We start from the raw sequence: 19455 nt of genomic DNA, 5'->3' as shown, positions 1-19455 counted from the left end.
CAGGTTTTAAAGGAGAAATAAAGCCTTCTTGCTGTTTAGAATTAGTATAAATAACGTTATATTTGCAATTTATTATTTTTAATAAGACTAAATAGATATAAAATGCAGCAGATCGGTCATAAAAAATCCAAAGGGACCTTCAAAAAATATATTCTGAAAGCTCATTTATGGCTCGGATTGTTATCAGGTATCATTGTATTGGTAGTTTCTTTATCAGGTGCATTTTTTGTTTTCAATGAGGACATTACCGCTGCATTACGCAAGGAAACGTCCTTTCATGGAGAAAAAGATATTCAGCATAAGAAGCCAATTCCTATACGCGAGTTAAAAGATATTGTGAATGCCCAGCTGAAAAATGAAATTGTAAAAACAGATGAAGTAACGATTCCTATAGATCCCGCCCGCTCTTATCAGTTCGGACTGATTAAAGTTAATGAAGAAGGTTGGAATCACTTTAATACCTTTATTGTTTTTAAAAACGTTTACGTCAATCAATACACAGGAAAGGTACTCGCAATATATGATGTAAAAAATAATCCTTTCTTTATCTGTATGACCCTGCACCGCTCATTGCTGTTAAGCAATAAAATTGGCGGTACTATCGTGGGAATATCTACCATCATCTTTGTCATAATGTTGATTACCGGAATTATTCTATGGTGGCCGAAGAATAAAAAAATGCGCCAACAGCGTCTATGGTTCCGTTGGGAGAAGGTAAAAGGCTGGCGACGTAAAAATTACGACGTACACAATATCCTTGGGTTTTATGCCTCTTTTCTGGCGATTGTTGTAGCCATTACTGGTATTATGTATTCGTTTCGGATTACCCAGGTGTGGGTATATGCTTTACTCAATGGCTTTTCCACTGCTACCCCAGATTACAGTCAATATAAAACAACCGCTCCGGAATCTGTGGAGACTGCAACAACCATAGACCGTATCATAGAACAGGTAAAAACTCATTATCCACAAGCTTATTCTTTTGGACTTGATCTGGAAGACCATGCTGAAGCAGATCACAAACACGATAATTTAAGCATATGGATCAAGGATAAGGAATTCACTTATGCCGAGTCTTCGATGATGATTTTCGATGAGCATTCCGGGAAGCTTTTATTTAACCATCCCCACGAAGACAAACCTATGGCTGAAAGAGCTACAGATGCTACGTATGATCTACACGTGGGAGCTTTTTTTGGAATGCCCGGAAAAATTCTGGCCTTTATCATGAGTTTATTCTGTGCCTCATTGCCCATAACCGGATTTATGATCTGGTGGGGCAGAAAAAATAAAAAAAAACCAACAACCTAAATCTATTATCATGAAGAAACACTATATATGGCTCCCTTTAATGGCGAGTCTGAATGCCTACGGACAAACTGAAAGCCAGAACGATTCTATACAAACGGATAAAATCTCAGAGATCAGCGGCATCGTAGTAAAAGGGAGTAAAGCCGTTTTCCAGCAAAAAGCTGATAAAATGATTTTTAATGTAGAGAATAGTGTGTTGTCTGATGGCACTTCTGTTTTGGAATTGCTTGGCAAAACTCCTGGTGTGGTAGTTTCGCAAGAAGGTGAACTCTCATTACGAGGCAAAAAAGGAGTAAGTGTGATGATTAACGGTAAGCTGAGCTCGCTCTCTGCAAAGGAACTTGCTAACCTGTTGCGTTCTACCAATTCCACACTGGTAAAAAATATTGAAATAATTGCCAATCCTTCCTCTAAATATGATGCTGCGGGAAATGCCGGCATCATTAATATTGTACTGAAAAAAAGCTCATCAGAAGGACTGAGTGGCAACTATTATCTGAACGGAGGAAGAGCCCGTAAAAGCAGAGTAAATACAGGATTGAGCCTGAACTATACGCATCATAAACTCTCTCTACATGGAGACTACAGCTATACTTTTCGTGGCGAAGAAGAAAGACGAAACTTTAGCCAGATTTTCTTCGATGAAAAGCAACCTCAACAAATAACCCGGAGAACAGATCAGAATTCAATGACCAATGAGCCTTTAACTTCTAATAACTTTAAGTTTGGTGCTGATTATGCTTTTAGCGACAAAACAACTATTGGTGCTTTATTTGATGCTAAGATAGGACGATATGAAGATTTTTCGAAAGGGGAAAACAGAATATTCCAGCCGATAGATAACCTGTTTGCTCATGTTCTTTCAGATAATAAAAGCAAAGAAAACTGGTACGATTATACCTATAATTTAAAAGGTACGCATATCTTCAATGATAAGGATTATAAGGTAGATGTGGATCTGGAATACGAAACTTCACGCTTTTCTTCCCGTCAGAATCAGATTTCAGATGCATTGGTGAATCTGGGACCAGAGAAATTCAACAACAGAAGAGGCAACATTGCTTCCCGCCTGAAGGTTTTCAATGCGAAGGTAGATTTTACCCTGCCTTTTAGCGAAATGCATAATCTGGAAACAGGATTAAAATCTACTGTAAAGTCTAATAACAATCCTTCTGAGTATTTTATAGAGCAGGATAATGAGTGGATCAATGACGATAAAGCAAGTAATGAATATGCATACAAGGAGCAGATACATGCATTGTATGCCAACTACAAGCTTAATCTGACTAAATGGACATTCCAACTGGGGTTAAGAACAGAAATAACCCATACAGATATCAATCAAAAAACTTCCGGGGAACAACGAAAAAGAGATTATACAAATCTTTTTCCCAGTGCATCAATCAAATACCAGATGGATGATCAACATGGATTTTATGCCTCATACAGTAAAAGAATCAACAGACCCAGTCACTTCGATTTGAATCCGTTCCGCTTTTATGATGATCCTTTCAATTACTGGCAAGGAAACCCCAATCTGAATCCGGAATTTACCCACGCAACAGAATTGGGATATACCTGGGGAAAATACATTATTGCATCAGCCTATTTTAGTGTTACAAATGATGTAATGACAGAAGTATACAACTATCAGCCAGACACAGGAATCCTCGTAAAAACTCAGGATAATCTAAATAAATCTTATGTATATGGCGCCAATATTACAGCCACTACAAAGCTTTTTAAATGGTGGTCACTTACTTCTATGCTGAATATATTCAACAGTGAATATAAGGGCAATTATCAGAATTACTCGGTCAACAGTTCTCAACTGGCATTTACGTTAAATGCACAAAATAGCTTTAGCATTGCAAAAGGATTGAAAGCAGAGGCTAATGGACAGTATTTTTCGAAATCTAATATTGGCTTGTTTATCCGTGATGCTTATTTTGACCTGACATTAGGGGTTTCTAAAACATTATTAAAGGATAAAGCAACCGTAAAACTTGCAGTAACGGATTTATTAAAGACCAATAATTACCGGGTAACAGGAAATAATTTCAGCTCTACCATCCGACAAAAATACAATCTGGACAGCCGTGTGGTAACGCTTTCATTCAACTATAAACTTTAACCCAATTATATCCGGGCATTTTAATACAGCCTTGTCAAGGTTTTTTTTAAACAAAGGATCGACAATAGTTTAACAAAAAACCGGTTCTCAAAAATTTTGAGAACCGGTTTTTTATCAAATAAATATGCTATAATTAGTCATATAATTTATCGAAACGGGCAAATCCGGAAATACTATTGGGAAGCTTCATTCCTTTAGTTATCTTATCCGTTTGCTGATCATAAATCCAGACAAAATTCCCTCCTTTACTGGTATTTACAGCAATGTATAATTTATTATTCTGAACAAACATCCCTTGTTCGTACGGTTCATCTCCCGGCAATTCATCCAGAACCCTTACCAACTGCTTGGTTTCGATATCTATAATAGCATATCGGCCATTGTAGCTGTCTCCTAATGCGGGATCACGATACAGAACTACCATTTTATTATTACCAATATAATCGATAACTGTTTCCAAAGGCTTGCCCCCGACAAGATTGGTAAGATTGATCTGATATCCTGCATCAGGCGAAGTTGCCCCTTTGAGAGCCCTGAAAAGGAAAATATCACTTGTTCCTGCTCCTGCCCTTGGAAAACATGTATAATAAAAAGCTTCTTTATCTTTTGTAAAAGTAGTTTTAAAGTAAGGAGAACCATTGGCTACCCCAGAACTTCGGTTATCTGTTATGGAATTTTTCACTTTGAAGGTATTATAATCTATTACAGCAAAATTGTAATATTCAGGAGTGATCCATTTACCATTGCGGAAGCTGTACTGCAGATAGATCTGTCCGTCCATATACGTCATAGCACCCAGCGAATAGAAATTATAAGCGTTTGGGAAAGGCTGAAACCCTTCAATCTCACCCTGGCGGATAATACTAAGGTCTGTGGCATTGAAAACAGTATAGCGTATATGCTGACCATCTCCTGTATCTCCTACAACAACCAAAGTATGATCATCTATCCAAACATAACTGGCAATATCACTGATATAGGTATAAGGCACTTCTTTTACAGTCGTCAGCCTATCGTGCGTATATTTAAATTTTTTGAAGATGCCCTGATCGGTTTTATAGTTGTAGATAAAGCCATTTTTTACAATATAGGAGTAAGTTCCTTTGGAGTTAATTTCATCTCCTTCTTTGGTAATATCCATTTCACCTTTTGTCAGGTCATTGGTAGCTGTCATGTAATGTACAGTATTGGGCCAGCTTCCGAGAGCGGAAAGTAAAAAATATTTATAGTCTTTTTCGCCACTTTCAGATTCGCCGGAACCAGGTTCGCGTTCACAACTAAAAATGGTTAAACATGCAAGTATTAAAAATATACTGTTTTTGAAATATTGTGTCATAATCTTTTTACTTAAGTAGGTATCTGAATTTTACATAGAAAGCACGTCCCTGCTTCTGAAGTTTGAAGTTGTCATAGGCCAGTGCATCCCCAACGTTACTTACATCGAACGCCAGATTATACCTCCCGTTCTTCATGGAATAGCTTATCCCGATGTTGTGAAGGGTTTGTCTTGGAATGATCGGAATGTTTCGTGGATTTCCATAGGATTTCCAGTTTTTGTAGAACCATTCTGTCATCTGCAGCCCGTAGTAAAGCTCTATCCTGCTGTCTTTCTGAAACCAGTCGTCTTTACCAACGCTTACATTTACATTTCCAAATAACCAAGGCTGGTTGGGAACACCTTTTTTGTAAGTAGCCGAAACAACATCTTCACTGTTGTTGGCAAATTTTGTATTGTCATAAGCTTTGTTGTAGCTCACATTCATTAACACGTTCAGGAGTCTTTTGTATTGGTAACTGATCTCTCCCTCCAGTCCGCGGGTAAAAATATTAGACAGGTTTTCATATTTGAAAGTACTATTATATAAATTGGGAACGGTATAAATAAAATCCTTTGTATCACGAATATACCCTGCCCCTTCTATACGGAAAGCATGCTGCCCCCAATGGTGACCATAGTATAAACCTACGTTTACATTATTACTGGTTTCAGGTTTCAGATTCATATTACTGGTTACAGCAACCCCATCTCCGAAAATTTCCTGTGGTTCTACCAAACGATAAGAACGTTCAAAGGATCCTTTTATACCCAATCCTTTTGTAATTTTTACTGTGGTAGCAAAGCCGTAGCCCCAACTGCTAAAATTATCCTTTGCCGGATTATCTGTTCTGGTCACCGGATCGAAAACCATTTTCTGAAGTCCTACCTGATAGTATTTAGCAAAGAAAATATTAGTCCAATGCTTATTGAAAAACTCCTGTTGATAAGCCATAGATAAGATCTGTTTGGTCATCTTCGCCGGAGGTACATTCTTTTTTTCCTCTTCAAGTTGATTGAATGTGGTATTCTTAAGGTAATCAAGGACATAATTAAAGATAAGCTTGTGATGTTCAACTATTTTGTAAGAAGCTCCTAGCTGTGAGTAAAGACGGTCTTCATGCTGCATGATAATAGTCCTTCCTCCTTTTTCACTTGTAGCAGAAGGTTCAAAAGTGTTATCCCAACTGTATTTACGCATAAGGGTATCTGTCGCTTTCTGAACGCTTTTTGAGAAACCGGCATACACATTCACATCCAGATGATCATTGAATAGTCCTGTTTTTTTATACTTCATAAAGTAATTATGAGCCTGTCCGTTTTGCTTTACCCCACCATATACTACTTCCTGATTGGAACCGGTCTGAATCTGTTTATCAAAAACTGATTGTGACATTCCTACAAAGAAAGAATCTGCCCAGCTTTTGTTTTCTAATCCTACCTCTGCCATCCCAAAAACAGATTGATATCTGTCATTAAAACGTTTCAGGTCTTTTAACTCATATTCGTTTTTAGCAGCATTCCAGATTTTCATATCCTTCATCAGGTAGTTGTTATCTGAATGGTTATAAAAACTGTTGATACGCAGGATAATTCCTGTTTTATCGTCTTTAAACTGCCCATTCAGATTGATACGCTGTGTATTAAAAGAACCCAGGCTTATACTTGCATCCAGGTAATTTCTGCTGCTTGACGGCGTAATAATATTAACCGCTCCACCCATTGCATCCGTACTTAAATGGATAGGAACTACCCCTTTATAGATCTCTACACGGTCTGCCATATTTACAGGTAATGTACTCAGATCCACTCCTTTTCCAAGCATTTCCAGTGGTACGCCATCTATAAAGAATTTCACAGCTTTACCAGACATTCCGTTGATAGAGAAATTATAATCGGAACCTATACCTCCCTGTTGACGGACTTTAATCCCTGTGGTTCTGTTCAGAACCTGATTAAGATCTGCCGTGGTATTAGCCAATTTAGCAACATCTATAGCATTAACAGTAAAAGCACCGTCTTGCAGTGCTTTTACTTTACCTTTGCCGTGAACTACAACTTCTTGTACAGCCGCACGATCCTCAGCTAACTGAATATTTACGGGAGATACTCCACTGCCGAAGTTTATTTTCTTTTTAAGTTTTTTGTAACCATCCAGGCTGAATACTAAGGTAGCCTCTCCCTTCTTGTAACTAATCTTGAAATTTCCGTTTTGATCGGTTTTTGTATTTATTTTTGTGTTTTCAACAAAAATAGTTACTCCATTTAATCCCTGCATTGAGTGATCCTGTACAGCTCCTTGAACTGTAAAACCAGCATCCTGTGCTTTAATGAGGGAAATTGTAAGGGTAAAAATGAGAAAGATAAAAATACGCTGATACAATTTCATTATTTATAATTATTATAAATAGCAAAATTAATGGTTCACCTGTAAACTCCCAAAGGAAAAAGGTATTTATTTTTAATTGTTCTAATTATAATTAATATTGGTTTATGTATAAATTCCTTTTAAAATTGTAACAGGCTTACATTCAGATGTAAATACAAAACCATGGTTGTACTCTATTGTTGTCTGTATGAAAAAAGTCATATAAAAAGCAAAACATAGGGCTAGAGAACATTCACCCAAAAAAGGGGGCATAAAAAAATCGGTACAAAGAGATTTGTACCGACCCCAACCATTATTAAAAACTAACGAAAATGATTATGTCATCTGAATTACTGAAAAAATTAAGTGTAAGTCAGGAAGGCGGATGCCAGAGAGAGTGAGCTCCTTTTGGGGGTAATTATGACCGTCATTAGATTAACAAGGATGAAATGTATCTATGAGCGTAAAGTATTAAAATAAATTACTTTAGTTCTTCTTCAATACAAGGAACATCCCTCCTCTGACATCCATTCTTCCTTCCCACAATCAATATTTTAGTATCTTCAGATTATGTAATCCTATTTCTTTATAAATCTATTTTTGTATTCGCTGCCATCTGTTCCTTTAGAAACAATAATATAATTTCCGGGTACCAGCTGGCTGACATCAATGGGCTGATTGTACTGGTGATCAGCTTTCTTCAGGACAAGCTTTCCGGACATATCTATGATGATAACTTCCTTGTAAACTTTATCTGACTCTTTCCCGATATAAAGGTGTTGTGCCGTAGGATTCGGATAGATTTTCAGATCATTATTTTTAACTTTTGTTTCTCCTGTTCCCAAATTGCCACAGAATTCCCAATCTCCGAAATTCAGTTCTACAAATGCAAACGGGTCTAACATCTCACACTGATCAGGACAATATTCCGTACAGGCATAAAATCCATACTTTCCTGAACTGGTTGCCACGTAAGTATCTCCTACGACACCAGGAATGATACAGGGATCTCCTACCACCGGAGGATTGCTGCTTGGTACACATCTGAACCAGGTGTGCTTTCCGTATACTACAGGAAATATATTATCAAACTGAACAGAAGCTCCGCTGCAGACATTCACTGTTCCTGCATTTTCCTGATATGTTCCAGGCGTATAAGTGCTCATCATAGCCGGAAGACCGTATACAAAGCCGTCTGCAAATGCAGTTGGACTTTCTGCGGTACAATCGCCCTCGGAAACGACTACTTTAAAATAATTCAACTGTTCGCTGCCATTAATCGTTAACTGTTGTGATGTAGCTCCCGGAATGGCTACCCATGGATTGTTATTAGGAGTCTGCCAGGTCCATTCCTGTTTATACCACTGATAGCTTGCGTACGTCTGTGTTGTGGAAAGGATTTCGTCTTCCGTATTACAGAATAAGATCGTTCCCGGATATTTTTGCCCAAGCCTCGCACTGGTAATTGTTGGGGTACATTGTGCTTTTATATTCAAAATACTGAATAGCAAAAACACTAAAAAAATTAGTTTTGTTTTCATATATAAAGATTATTAAGTTTGGTGTTATTTTATAATCCTCAACATTAATCCAACAGCACTCTTATTCCAAATTTCATATTAAAATGAAGGGGTTTTTCTTTGTAAATGGTATTGGGCGCATTTTCTTCTTTAAAATGATATCCTACTCCCGGTTCTGCATAAATTCCTACTTTATCAATGAGCTTCAGCTGAAAGCCTACCGCCGTGTTTACAGAAAACTGTAAAGGTTTTGGTTCCAGGCGTTCTTTTGAAGATTCCTTTATTTGATCATCAACAACGTACGTTGTGGTGATATTTCCTGCTATAGGTTTTTCCACGAGGGCTCCACCTGTTATATAGCCTGTAAATCTTCCTTTTTGAATGACATTATAATTAACCTGAACAGGAATTCCTAAATAATGAACTGACTGGTCTCCTTTAATATAGTTGTTGTCACTTCCGGAATGGAGTTCAGTAGACAGTTTGGTATAATTCAGCCCTGTTCCTATTCCCCATCTTTTTCCTAAATTATAGTAAACAGAAAGCCCGAATGTAACAGGTACTTTGTGTCTGATCCTCGCTTCTACCGGCTGGCTTTGATTAGCAAGCAATATGGCCATCAGAGGATCATCATGATATACAGAAGTCGTCCATACCTGCTCCACATTCATCACTTTTCCAGTAATTGAAGCATATCCGGGAAACTGCTGTTCTGCAGAATTGGAAGCAATATCACCGGTAAGCAGACCCAGCATCCATGATTTTTTATCTCGGGATTTTGTCGTACTAGGCTTTGTATTTTCAGCATATACTTCTTTTATTTTTTCCTGTTCAAAAAGAACCTCATCCGCATTCTTTTCAATAACTGTTTCTTTCACAGTATCTTCTACTGGTACTGGAGATACTTTCTGAGCAATTTTACTTTCCTGCTGAAAAGCTTCTGAAGCCGTTGGCAGTTTAATAATATCCTGAATATTTCCTATTTCATTTTTCTTTCCGGGAGCCCAATAGCTTTGTGTCAATCCTTCCTTCGGATCTTCTGTCTTCAATATATTTTCTGCTAAAAAAGCATCTGCCTGTGATGGTACTTCACTTCCTGAAACCTGTTCAGTTTTTATAGGTTGTAAAGAATTTTTGTCATCTTTTTTTACCTCTTCAGATTTATGAGACAAGAGTTTTTCTGTATCATTCTGAGGCAGTATTTTCATCAGTAAAAACAATAATGTAATAGCAGCAGCAATACCTCCAATACGATAGAATAAGGATTTCTGCCCTTTACCTATGGTTCTTTCTTTCTTGTCAGCTCCACCTTCATGAACTTCAGGAATAAATCCAGGGATGCTGTTATTTTCTTCTTCAGAAAACAATTCACCTTTGATGTCATTCCACAATCCTTCCGGCACTTCCTCTTCATGGTCGTCCATTCTGCTTCGCAGGTTATTTAACCATTCATTATTCATATTGTGCTTTTTTTGACATTTTAAATTCTTTTATTTTCTGAACAAGCAGTCCTTTTGCACGGTGAAACTGTGATGCAGAAGAATTTTCTGCAATTCCCAATACTCCGGCAATCTCTTTATGGCTTTTTTTCTCAAATACAAACAGGTTAAAAACAGTTCTGTATCCTTCAGGAAGAGCTCTGATCATCATCATAATATCATCACGGGGAATCTCTTCAAAATCCGGTTCTTCTTCATTAGGCATATCCGGAAGATCATCTACTTCAATGGCTGATTTAAAATCTCCTTTCTGTTTAATGTGCTTCAAAGATTCATTGACTGTAATACGGGTCATCCAGGCTTTTAAAGAACCATTTCCCCTGTACTCAAAAGATTCTATCGAACGGAACATTTTGATAAAGCTGTTTTGGAGTACATCATGAACATCTTCTTTTTCTGCCAGATAACGGGAGCATACATAGGTCAGATTTCTGGAATAAGCTCCAAAAAGCTCTTTCCATGCAGCTTCCTCCTTCTTCAGAAGGTGCTTTACCAAAATCTGTTCTTTACTTTCTTCCATATACTGCTACTGCCTCCGTATCCACTGGGACGTTATAAAACTGTCAAGCAAAAATAGATTGCATCTTAGTAATAAAGCGCAATCCATTTATGATAATATCTATTAATTAATTTTTTATACAGAATGGGAAATTATAGTCAATCACTTCATAAGGAGTAACCAATGTACCATCTACTGTAATTTTTTCTGCTGTAAGAGCATACCTAAGTGTTTGATCCATACCTACGTAATACCCTTTTTGCTTAGAGATGAATTCTACAACCGTTTTTTTATTAACACCATCTACAGGAATCTGAAGTTCCATTGCTTTAGGAGCTAAAGTAAGTTCTATTACGTTATTCGCGGTATTAATCACTGCTGCATATTGAAGATCATACTTTATTTTTCCCATTGTCTTTAAAGCAGCTTCTACTTTTGCAGGATCTTTCACTACCGTCTTTACAATTTCGGTAATTGGAAATTCAGCAAATGAGATGGTATCTTTCTTTACTTTAAAATCTTTTACTCCTTCTCTTTTGCTATTTCCCTGAACAATTATAAGCTTCCCTTTATAGTTTCCTTTTAAGTCATCCATTTTTACAGGCGGAATTTCCGGACTGTCATCATTAAGACAAGAGGATAAGGTAAATCCTACAAAAACCATTAAAACTGTTATCAAAAATCGGGGTACTGTCAATTTTTTCATTGCATTACTTTTTCGTTAAACATTAATTATTTTCGAGTACTCATCTATATAAATCTCACTTTTCAAAAATCTTGCATGTATTTTTGAAAAAAAGATAAATTTTCACATAACTTATTGATTTAATGCATATAAAATTTCACCACTCTTCTGCAAATTCCGTACCTGTTGTAAAAATTAAGCTGTATTCCTGCTTCATGAATAGCAAAAAAGGAAACTATAGGGTATAGCTTCCTTTTTATTATGGATCAGTTCTGTGTTATTGTACTCCTCCTCCAAGCGATCTATAAAGATCAACCTCAGCGTTTAGTTTTTCAAGCGTAACATTGATGGCTTCCAGATCATTCTGAAGTTTGTTATTCTGGGCAGTGATTACTTCCAGATAGGTTGCCATACCGCTTTTATACAACTTCAGAGCATCATTGATTCCTTTATCCAGAATGGCTGTTCTTTGTTCCAAAAGCTGTAGTCTTTCTGAGGAACCTTTAGATTTGGCCATAGCATCAGAAACTTCTCCCACAGCGGTCATGACAGATTGTTTAAAATTGATAGCTGCTTTTTCCTGCTCAATTAATGCTGTTTCATAAGCTGTTTTCAATTGTTTTTTCTGAAAAATCGGGGCTGTCAGATTGGCTGCAATTGCTTTCGTTATAGATCCCGGAATATCAAACCATGAGCTGAATTTATTGGAATTCACTCCTATTTGCGGGCTCAGACTGATGCTTGGATACATGGCTGCTTTTGCCAGTCCGGTTTTGGAGTTCAGGCTGATTACGTTAAATTCTGCCATTTTCAGATCCGGTCTACGACTCAGCAGTTGGGCTGGCAATCCTTCTGATAATCTATTTTCAGGAATCATTGTTTTAAGATTTCCTTCTCTTTCTATTCCGGTGGGATATTCTCCACAAAGAATACTCAAAGCATTTTCCTGGATAGAAATATTCTGTTTTGCCAAAGGGATTAACAACTCAGCGGTTTTCTTTTGGGCTTCCGACTGCTGAACAGCCAATGAATTAATCTGTCCGGCCGTAAACTGAAGATTCATCATTGTAAGCGTGTTGTTGCTGAGTTCAATATTCTGTTCAGCTATTTTCAACTGTTCATCCAGACTGATAAGGTTATAATAAGCCTGTGCTACCTGAACTACAATCCTGCTTTTAATGGCATTTAAGTTTTCCTTCTGCCCAAAATATTCTGCCGCAGCAGATTCTTTCTGCATTTTAGCTTTTCCCCAGATATCTATTTCCCAGGAAAGCCTCAGTGCAGCACTGAAATCATCCATGTATTTTGTCCCTACAAACTGTTCATTAAGAGAGCCGTTAAGGGTATTTTTGGATGCCCAGCTTCTGTTCGCTCCGGCAGTGAGATCCAGTGTTGGCATCAGCCCCAGTTTGGCTTGTCTATAGATCAGATCCAGCTGTTCAATATTTTTCAGGGCAACATGTACTTCGTTATTTCTTGAAAGGGCTTTATCTATTAACCCAATCAATTTAGGATCTTTGAAAAAAGTCTTCCATGGCAGCACTACAGTATCTCCTGTAACCTGTACCTGTTCTTTGTAAGTTTCAGGAAGCTGAAGATCTGTTCTTGTATATTTTTTCCCTACGGCACAAGACATCAGCAGTGATGCCATTGCGCCTGAAATAAGGAAATTCTTTATATTAAATATTCTCATTTGTCAATTGATTTTCTATTGTATTATACTTCTTTTTGGTAGAGAATTTCTCATCCAGATACTGAAAGAACATGTATAGTACAGGAATTACAAAAACTCCTAAAACCACTCCGCTCAACATTCCCATTGCTGCACTTGTACTGATTGACTTGTTTCCCGAAGCCATTCCTCCTGTGGAAATCATCAGCGGAATCATCCCTACAATAAAGGCTAATGAAGTCATGATAATCGGACGTAATCTCGCCTTTGCTCCTTCCAATGCAGAATCCAGAATCGAAAGACCTGCTTTTCGCCTTTGTATGGCAAATTCTACAATAAGAATCGCATTTTTAGCCAGCAAACCAATAAGCATAATCAATCCTACCTGTACATAGATGTTATTATCCAGCCCAATCGCTTTTATTCCTAAGAACGCTCCTACAATACCCGTTGGGATGGAAAGCATTACCGCAAGAGGCAGGATATAACTTTCATATTGCGCTGCTAAAAGCAGATATACAAAAAGCAGACACAATCCAAAGATGGCGATGGTTTGGTTTCCTGCGGACTTTTCTTCAAGACTCAATCCCGTCCATTCATAACTGTAGTCAGAAGGTAATTTGCTTAAAGTCTGTTCCAGTTTACCCATCAATTCTCCGTTACTTACTCCAGGTTTTGGAGATACATTGATATTTAATGAGTTGTAAAGATTATAACGCTGAACGGATTCCGGACCATAGACTTTTTTCAAAGTGATCAGCGTATTTACCGGAACCATATCTCCTTTTTCATTCTTTACGAAGATATCATTGAATGCCTGTTCATCCATTCTGAAAACTCCGTCAGCTTTAATATTGACTCTGTAGAACTTCCCGAATCTTGAGAAATTCTGAGACTGATCTCCTGAGAAATACGTCTGAACAGTTCCCAACAGGTTTGAAATGCTTACCCCAAGCTGTTTGGCTTTATCTTCATTTACTTCAAGCTCCATTTGTGGATAGTCTGCCCTGAACATGGTATAGGCAAAAGCTACTTCCGGAACCTTCATCAGCTGTCCAATCAGTTCATCTGCTTTAGCTTTAAGAACCTGAGGATCTCTTCCCATACGGTCCTGAAGGACAATTTCTGCATCATTCGTCATTCCGTATCCTTCTACCGGAGGCATTCTGAAGGTCATCACACTTCCTTCTTTAATAACTCCCAGTTTTTCGTTAGCCATATCTACAACGGCCTGAATATCCTGAACTTCACCTCTTTCTTTTTTAGGTTTTAACTTAACAAATCCCATTGCGTAAGCTGGTCCTGCACTGTTGCTAAGCAGGTTATATCCAGTAATGGAAGTATTTTCCTGCACCGCATTTACCCCTTTTAAAATGGTATTGATCTTATTCGAAACTTCTGTCGTTTTGGTTAATGCGGTTCCCGGCGGCATGCTTAAGGTATACATAAAGAACCCATCATCTTCCATTGGAACAAAACTCTTCGGAGTGCTTGACATTAACCATCCTGCAACACCGATAATTGCGATAACCAATCCTCCTGCAATCCATTTTCTTCCTATTAAAAACCGAATCCCTTTTGCATAACGGTTCGTCATATTGTTAAATCCGGCATTGAATGCTACCGCAAACCTTTGTCCGAATCCTTTGGGTTTTTCTCCTTCTCCTGAATGGTTATTTTTCAAAAATACGGCACATAAAGCAGGAGTTAACGTCAATGCGTTGACCGCTGAAATAATAATCGCTATTGCTAATGTATAGGCAAACTGCTTATAGAATAATCCTGCAGAACCTGACATAAACCCGATTGGAATAAACACGGCAGACATTACCAGTGTAATGGAAATAACTGCTCCTGTGATCTCACTCATCGCCTTGTGCGTAGCTTCTCTTCCTGAAAGATCCGTTCCTTCCATATTGCTATGGACGGCTTCTACAACTACAATGGCATCATCCACAACAATACCGATCGCCAGTACAAGGGCAAAAAGAGTCAGCACATTGATGGTAAATCCTAAAACCAGAAGGAAGAAGAATGTACCGATAATTGCTACCGGAACAGCTATTGCCGGAATGATGGTAGATCTGAAATCCTGCAAGAAGATAAACACTACAATAAATACAAGGATAAAAGCTTCTATCAAAGTAGATTTTACCTGTCCTGTAGCTTCATCCAACCTTTCTTTGGTGCTCATTACCTTGGTATATTTAATGCCTGGAGGAAATGATTTTGACAGTTGGTCAAGCGCTTTATTCACTCCTATTTCAATCTGATTGGCATTGGATCCTGTAGTCTGCATGATCGCTACAGTAACAGCATTTTTCCCGTTGGAAAGGTTGTCCCCCGTATTTGAAATCGCTCCGAATTCTACCCGGGCAACATCTTTTAGTCGGATGACCTGGCTTCCGGTATTTTTAACAATAATATTTTCATATTGTTCCGGTTTGTTCTTTTTTCCTTTATATCGGATTACATATTCTAAGGCTGCATCAGATTCTTCTCCCAATTTACCAGGAGCAGATTCTAAACTGTGATCTGCAATCGCTCTGGAAACATCTGCAGGTTCAAGCCCATAAGAAGACATTTTCTGAGGGTTCAACCATATTCTCATGGAATAATCCTTCAACCCGAAGACCATGGCCTGCCCTACTCCTTTTACCCTTTTGACCTGCGGAATAAGATTAATATTCGCATAGTTCTGGAGGAAGGTCTCATCATACTGTTTATTATCTTCAGTATAAATATTGAAAATCAATACCATACTGTTCTGCTGCTTGGAGGTGGTCAATCCCATTCTCACAACCTCCTGCGGAAGGATCGGTGTAGCCTGCTGTACTCTGTTTTGCACATTTACCGCAGCCTGATCGGCATTCACTCCCTGTTTGAATATAATGGAGATGGAAAATGTACCGTCATTACTTGCGGTAGATTTCATGTACTCCATATCTTCCACTCCATTGATCTGCTCTTCCAGCGGGGTTACCACAGAACGAATTACGGTTTCACTATTTCCTCCCGGATATGATCCTGAAACGGTGATGGTAGGCGGAGAAATATCCGGGAATCTGGTCACCGCCAGCTGGTTTAGTCCTATTATCCCTAAAATCACGATGATCAGGGATATTACCGTCGCCAGTACCGGACGGTCTATTATCTTTTTTAACATTTTTGAATTTTCTAAGAATGGTTATACAACTATCTCAAAGGAACTGTTGTCGCAACAACCTGTGCTCCATCCGTGAGGGCATCAATTCTGTTGATGGCAATCCTGTCTCCTGCACTCACGCCTTCTTTGATAAAGTAATCCTGAGATGTACTTCCTGAAACGGTAATCTGAGTCATTTTCACTTTATCCTTACCATTCAGTTTATAGACAAAGAATCTGTCCTGAATATCTTTTACTGATGTTTTGGGAAGTTTAACCACTCCATTCTGTGCATTGTGAATCATGACTCTTGCTGTACCACCTGCTCTCAATAATTTATCGGGATTTTGAAAAACGGCCTTCATCTGGATGCTTCCTGTATTTCTATCGAAGTTTCCGCTGGCATTTTCCAGTTTTCCTTTAAGAGCATACGTAGAACCGTCTGCAAGGATAAGTTCTACATCTTCTGCCGTATTTCCTGATGCAGCTGATCTGCTGTGAGCAATAAAATCAGCTTCATTCATTGAGAAATAGACATTCACACTGTTGATACTTGAAAGGGTTGTCAACGGAGATGCATCAGACGGACTGATAAGGTTTCCTACCCTGTTGGGAATTCTTCCAATATACCCGCTAACAGGAGCTTTGACATAAGTAAAATTAGCATTGATCTTTGATGATCCTAATGATGACTGTGCCTGTGCTACCTGTGCTGATGCTGCTTTATAACTTGCCTGAGCTGTTTTCAACTGCATATCAGAAACTACTTTTCCTTCTACAAGGGGTTTCAGCTTTTCCACTTCAAGTCTTGCCGTTTCCTGGGCTGCAAGGGCAGATTTCAAAGCCGCTTCATTGGTGTTTACCTGTTCGTTATATACCGATGGGTTTATTCTGAAAAGGGTCTGTCCTTTACTTACATATTGTCCTTCTTTGATATACACAGCTTCCAGATATCCTGTTACCTGTGCTTTAATATCCACATTATCCTGCCCTTCAATACTCCCAGGATATCCTGTAGACACCTCAGCATCTCCGGACTTCACCTGAATAAAATCTGTAGGCAATGCCTGCTGCATTTGCTGGGCATTTTCCTGGCTGTTCCCGGAACCACACGAGTACAATATCGCTGCAGCCGTAAGTGAAAGTACCAGATATCCTTTTCTGTAATTCATAACATTGGTTTTTAAATTTTACAGGAGCAAAATAACTTCATATAATAAGGATATTCATTCAGAAATTGGGTGAAGTGTCGTTAATCGCAGGTGAAGCGTATGAAAGGAAAAATGAAAGGAAAACAGGTGTTTTCGCTTATAAACAGGATAAAAAAGAGCTTTTCCGACAGAAATAAGAGTAAAATTAAATGAAAAAAAGCTGCCTTATGTAAAGACAGCCTTTGTTATTTTTTATAAGGATTAATCATCTTAATAATCCATCCAGGATTTGAAAATGGAAGCTTTTTCCCTGCTTACAATCACTTCCATTTCAGGTGGTTTTCTTAGTTCCAGCTTCAATTTTCCATTAAAATGATTAAAAATCTGTTTTACGGAATTGATATGAATGATAAATTGTCTGTTGGCCCGGAAAAAGAATTTAGGATCTAGCTGTTTTTCAAGCTCTTCCAGCGTCTGGGGAACATTCTCTACTACTCCGGTATTCAACATGGCTTTGCTGATTCCCAATTCGGTATAAAAGTATAAGATATCTTCTGCCAGAACGGTTTTATATCCATCTCTATGGGCTATTAAAAACCGTTTTCTGTAATCTTTCGGCTGGATATAATTCAGCAGTCCTTCAATGGCTGTTCCCACTACCGGAACGGCTTCCATAAAGGTTTCATACCGTTTTAAAGCGGCATCCAGCTCTTCTTCTTCAATAGGCTTCAAAAGGTAATCTACGCTGTTGTATTTAAATGCCTGTACTGCATATTCATCATAGGCTGTGGTGAATATGACCGCACTTTTAATTTCATGCTTGTTAAATATTTCAAAGCTGAGCCCATCCGCAAGGCGTACATCCATCATGATAACATCCGGAACGACATTATTTTCCAGCCAGTGTACTGTTGAAGTAATCGAGTCTTCTACAGACAGGATTTCGATATGGGGTCTTAACTTCAACAATAGTCTTTTTAATCGATCAGCATTCGGTCTTTCGTCTTCAACGATTAAAACTTTATTAATCTTCATATCAATGGGAGTTTTACAATAAATTTATCTTCAGTTTTTTCAATCACAGGCTTAGGATATCCCAAAATCTCGTACCGTGCAATAATATTGGTGAGTCCTACTCCTGAGGAATCCGGCTTATTGATTAAAGGCAGAAATGTATTGGAGACCACCAACTCTCCTTCAGAATTTGTATAAACCTGTATTTCCAAGGGGTTTACCTTAGAGGTTTGGTTATGTTTAATGGCATTTTCAACCAACAGCTGTAAAGAGAGAGGAAGTGTAAATCTTGATCTGTATTCTTCCTGAATATCTATTTTGAATACCACTCCTTCACCAATTCTTTTTTCAATCAGAAAGATGTAGGATTCTAAAAATTTCAGCTCCTCTTCTACTGCAATGATATCTTTTTTGGAATTGACCAACAGATATCTGTACACTCTTGCAAACTTCTCTGAATAATCATAACCTAGCTGCTGATCTTCCAGAATGAGTTCTGACAACACACTCAGGTTATTGAAAATAAAATGGGGATCTATCTGCAGTTTTAGAGCCTGAAGTTCTGCTGCCATAGCAGCCTGTTTATGTTTGGATGCTCTCAATTTATGCTGGGCAGCTTCTACTGCCGTTTTTTTCCAGTTTTCAAGTAAATAATCCACGGTATTGAATGCACTGATAATCAATGATATTACAATATTGGTTGCAATCCACTGCCCAAGAAGGGTATATTCTTTACGGGAATCCATTTCAGGTAATGTTACAGAAGTACAGTCTACAATTGCATTAATAATAATCACAATCATAACACTTCCCACGATCTGAATCAAACATTGAATGAGCAATCGCTTTACGGTTCTGTTACTCCAGGGAAGCAGCTTATTAAGTGTCCTGTCAATAAATATACTTACTTCTGAAATGATGATAGAAAAAAAGACAATCCATGAGGCATCTTCCAGAATCATCCTCAGCGGAGCGTCCAAATATTCTTTCCAAACGGGATCAAAAGGATCAATAAGATAGGAAAAAACACAGAAAGTAACTACCGCTACTGCCCAGATTACGAGCCTTCTCTTCATGGTAGAAAGAATCTTCTTATTCCGTACTATATTTTTTCTGATGGTAGAAATCCTATTCATATCCGG

General features: G+C 38.1%; 13 protein-coding genes. 2 read left to right on the top strand and 11 right to left on the bottom strand.

The genetic code is table 11. The annotated features are described in order from the left end of the window. Positions 1–102: 102 nt before the first annotated feature. Together ACWPWS_RS22160 and ACWPWS_RS22155 are read left to right on the top strand one after the other, a co-directional pair. On the top strand, positions 103–1311 hold the full coding sequence (locus tag ACWPWS_RS22160; RefSeq protein WP_454047943.1) for a PepSY-associated TM helix domain-containing protein: 1209 nt from the start codon (positions 103–105) through the stop codon (positions 1309–1311). Positions 1312–1321: 10 nt separating this feature from the next. Further along, positions 1322–3445, top strand: coding sequence for a TonB-dependent receptor domain-containing protein (locus ACWPWS_RS22155; protein WP_454047942.1), 2124 nt, complete (start codon positions 1322–1324; stop codon positions 3443–3445). 133 nt (positions 3446–3578) lie between these two features. Here the strand turns inward: ACWPWS_RS22155 and ACWPWS_RS22150 are convergent, their stop codons facing one another. The 11 genes from ACWPWS_RS22150 to ACWPWS_RS22100 all read right to left on the bottom strand — a co-directional run bounded on the left by ACWPWS_RS22150 (position 3579) and on the right by ACWPWS_RS22100 (position 19449). Continuing rightward, a complete protein-coding gene (locus ACWPWS_RS22150) occupies positions 3579–4781 on the bottom strand; it encodes a hypothetical protein (RefSeq protein WP_454047941.1) in 1203 nt (400 codons plus the stop codon). Between the two features lie 7 nt (positions 4782–4788). Further along, positions 4789–7149 carry a TonB-dependent receptor gene (locus ACWPWS_RS22145; RefSeq protein ID WP_454047940.1) on the bottom strand — a complete coding sequence of 787 codons (2361 nt, stop codon included), beginning with the start codon at positions 7147–7149 and terminating at the stop codon, positions 4789–4791. A gap of 557 nt (positions 7150–7706) precedes the next feature. Next, positions 7707–8669: a T9SS type A sorting domain-containing protein gene (locus tag ACWPWS_RS22140; protein WP_454047939.1), complete on the bottom strand. Its 963-nt coding sequence runs from the start codon at positions 8667–8669 to the stop codon at positions 7707–7709. Positions 8670–8713: 44 nt separating this feature from the next. Further along, complete coding sequence (locus ACWPWS_RS22135) at positions 8714–10108, bottom strand: porin family protein (RefSeq protein WP_454047938.1); 1395 nt, start codon at positions 10106–10108, stop codon at positions 8714–8716. Continuing rightward, the gene (locus tag ACWPWS_RS22130) at positions 10101–10667 is read right to left on the bottom strand and encodes an RNA polymerase sigma factor (protein WP_454047937.1); all 567 of its coding nucleotides are present in this window, start codon (positions 10665–10667) and stop codon (positions 10101–10103) included. The genes ACWPWS_RS22135 and ACWPWS_RS22130 overlap by 8 nt, the downstream gene beginning before the upstream one ends. Positions 10668–10773: 106 nt before the next feature. Then, a complete protein-coding gene (locus tag ACWPWS_RS22125) occupies positions 10774–11352 on the bottom strand; it encodes a DUF4840 domain-containing protein (RefSeq protein WP_454047936.1) in 579 nt (192 codons plus the stop codon). Positions 11353–11608: 256 nt separating this feature from the next. Continuing rightward, positions 11609–13024, bottom strand: coding sequence for an efflux transporter outer membrane subunit (locus tag ACWPWS_RS22120; RefSeq protein ID WP_454047935.1), 1416 nt, complete (start codon positions 13022–13024; stop codon positions 11609–11611). Beyond that, positions 13011–16169, bottom strand: a complete 3159-nt coding sequence (locus ACWPWS_RS22115) for an efflux RND transporter permease subunit (protein WP_454047934.1) — start codon at positions 16167–16169, stop codon at positions 13011–13013. The genes ACWPWS_RS22120 and ACWPWS_RS22115 overlap by 14 nt, the downstream gene beginning before the upstream one ends. Before the next feature lie 29 nt (positions 16170–16198). After that, complete coding sequence (locus ACWPWS_RS22110; protein ID WP_454047933.1) at positions 16199–17320, bottom strand: efflux RND transporter periplasmic adaptor subunit; 1122 nt, start codon at positions 17318–17320, stop codon at positions 16199–16201. Between the two features lie 249 nt (positions 17321–17569). Beyond that, entirely contained in the window at positions 17570–18334 is a 765-nt protein-coding gene (locus ACWPWS_RS22105) for a LytR/AlgR family response regulator transcription factor (RefSeq protein ID WP_454047932.1), read from the bottom strand. Further along, complete coding sequence (locus tag ACWPWS_RS22100; protein WP_454047931.1) at positions 18331–19449, bottom strand: sensor histidine kinase; 1119 nt, start codon at positions 19447–19449, stop codon at positions 18331–18333. Before ACWPWS_RS22100 ends, ACWPWS_RS22105 begins: the two co-directional genes overlap by 4 nt. Between the last annotated feature and the right edge of the window lie 6 nt (positions 19450–19455).

It is taken from the genome of Chryseobacterium sp. Marseille-Q8038, from assembly GCF_965111995.1.
Note: the sequence above shows the minus strand (reverse complement) of the source record. Positions and strands in the feature narration are given on the sequence as shown.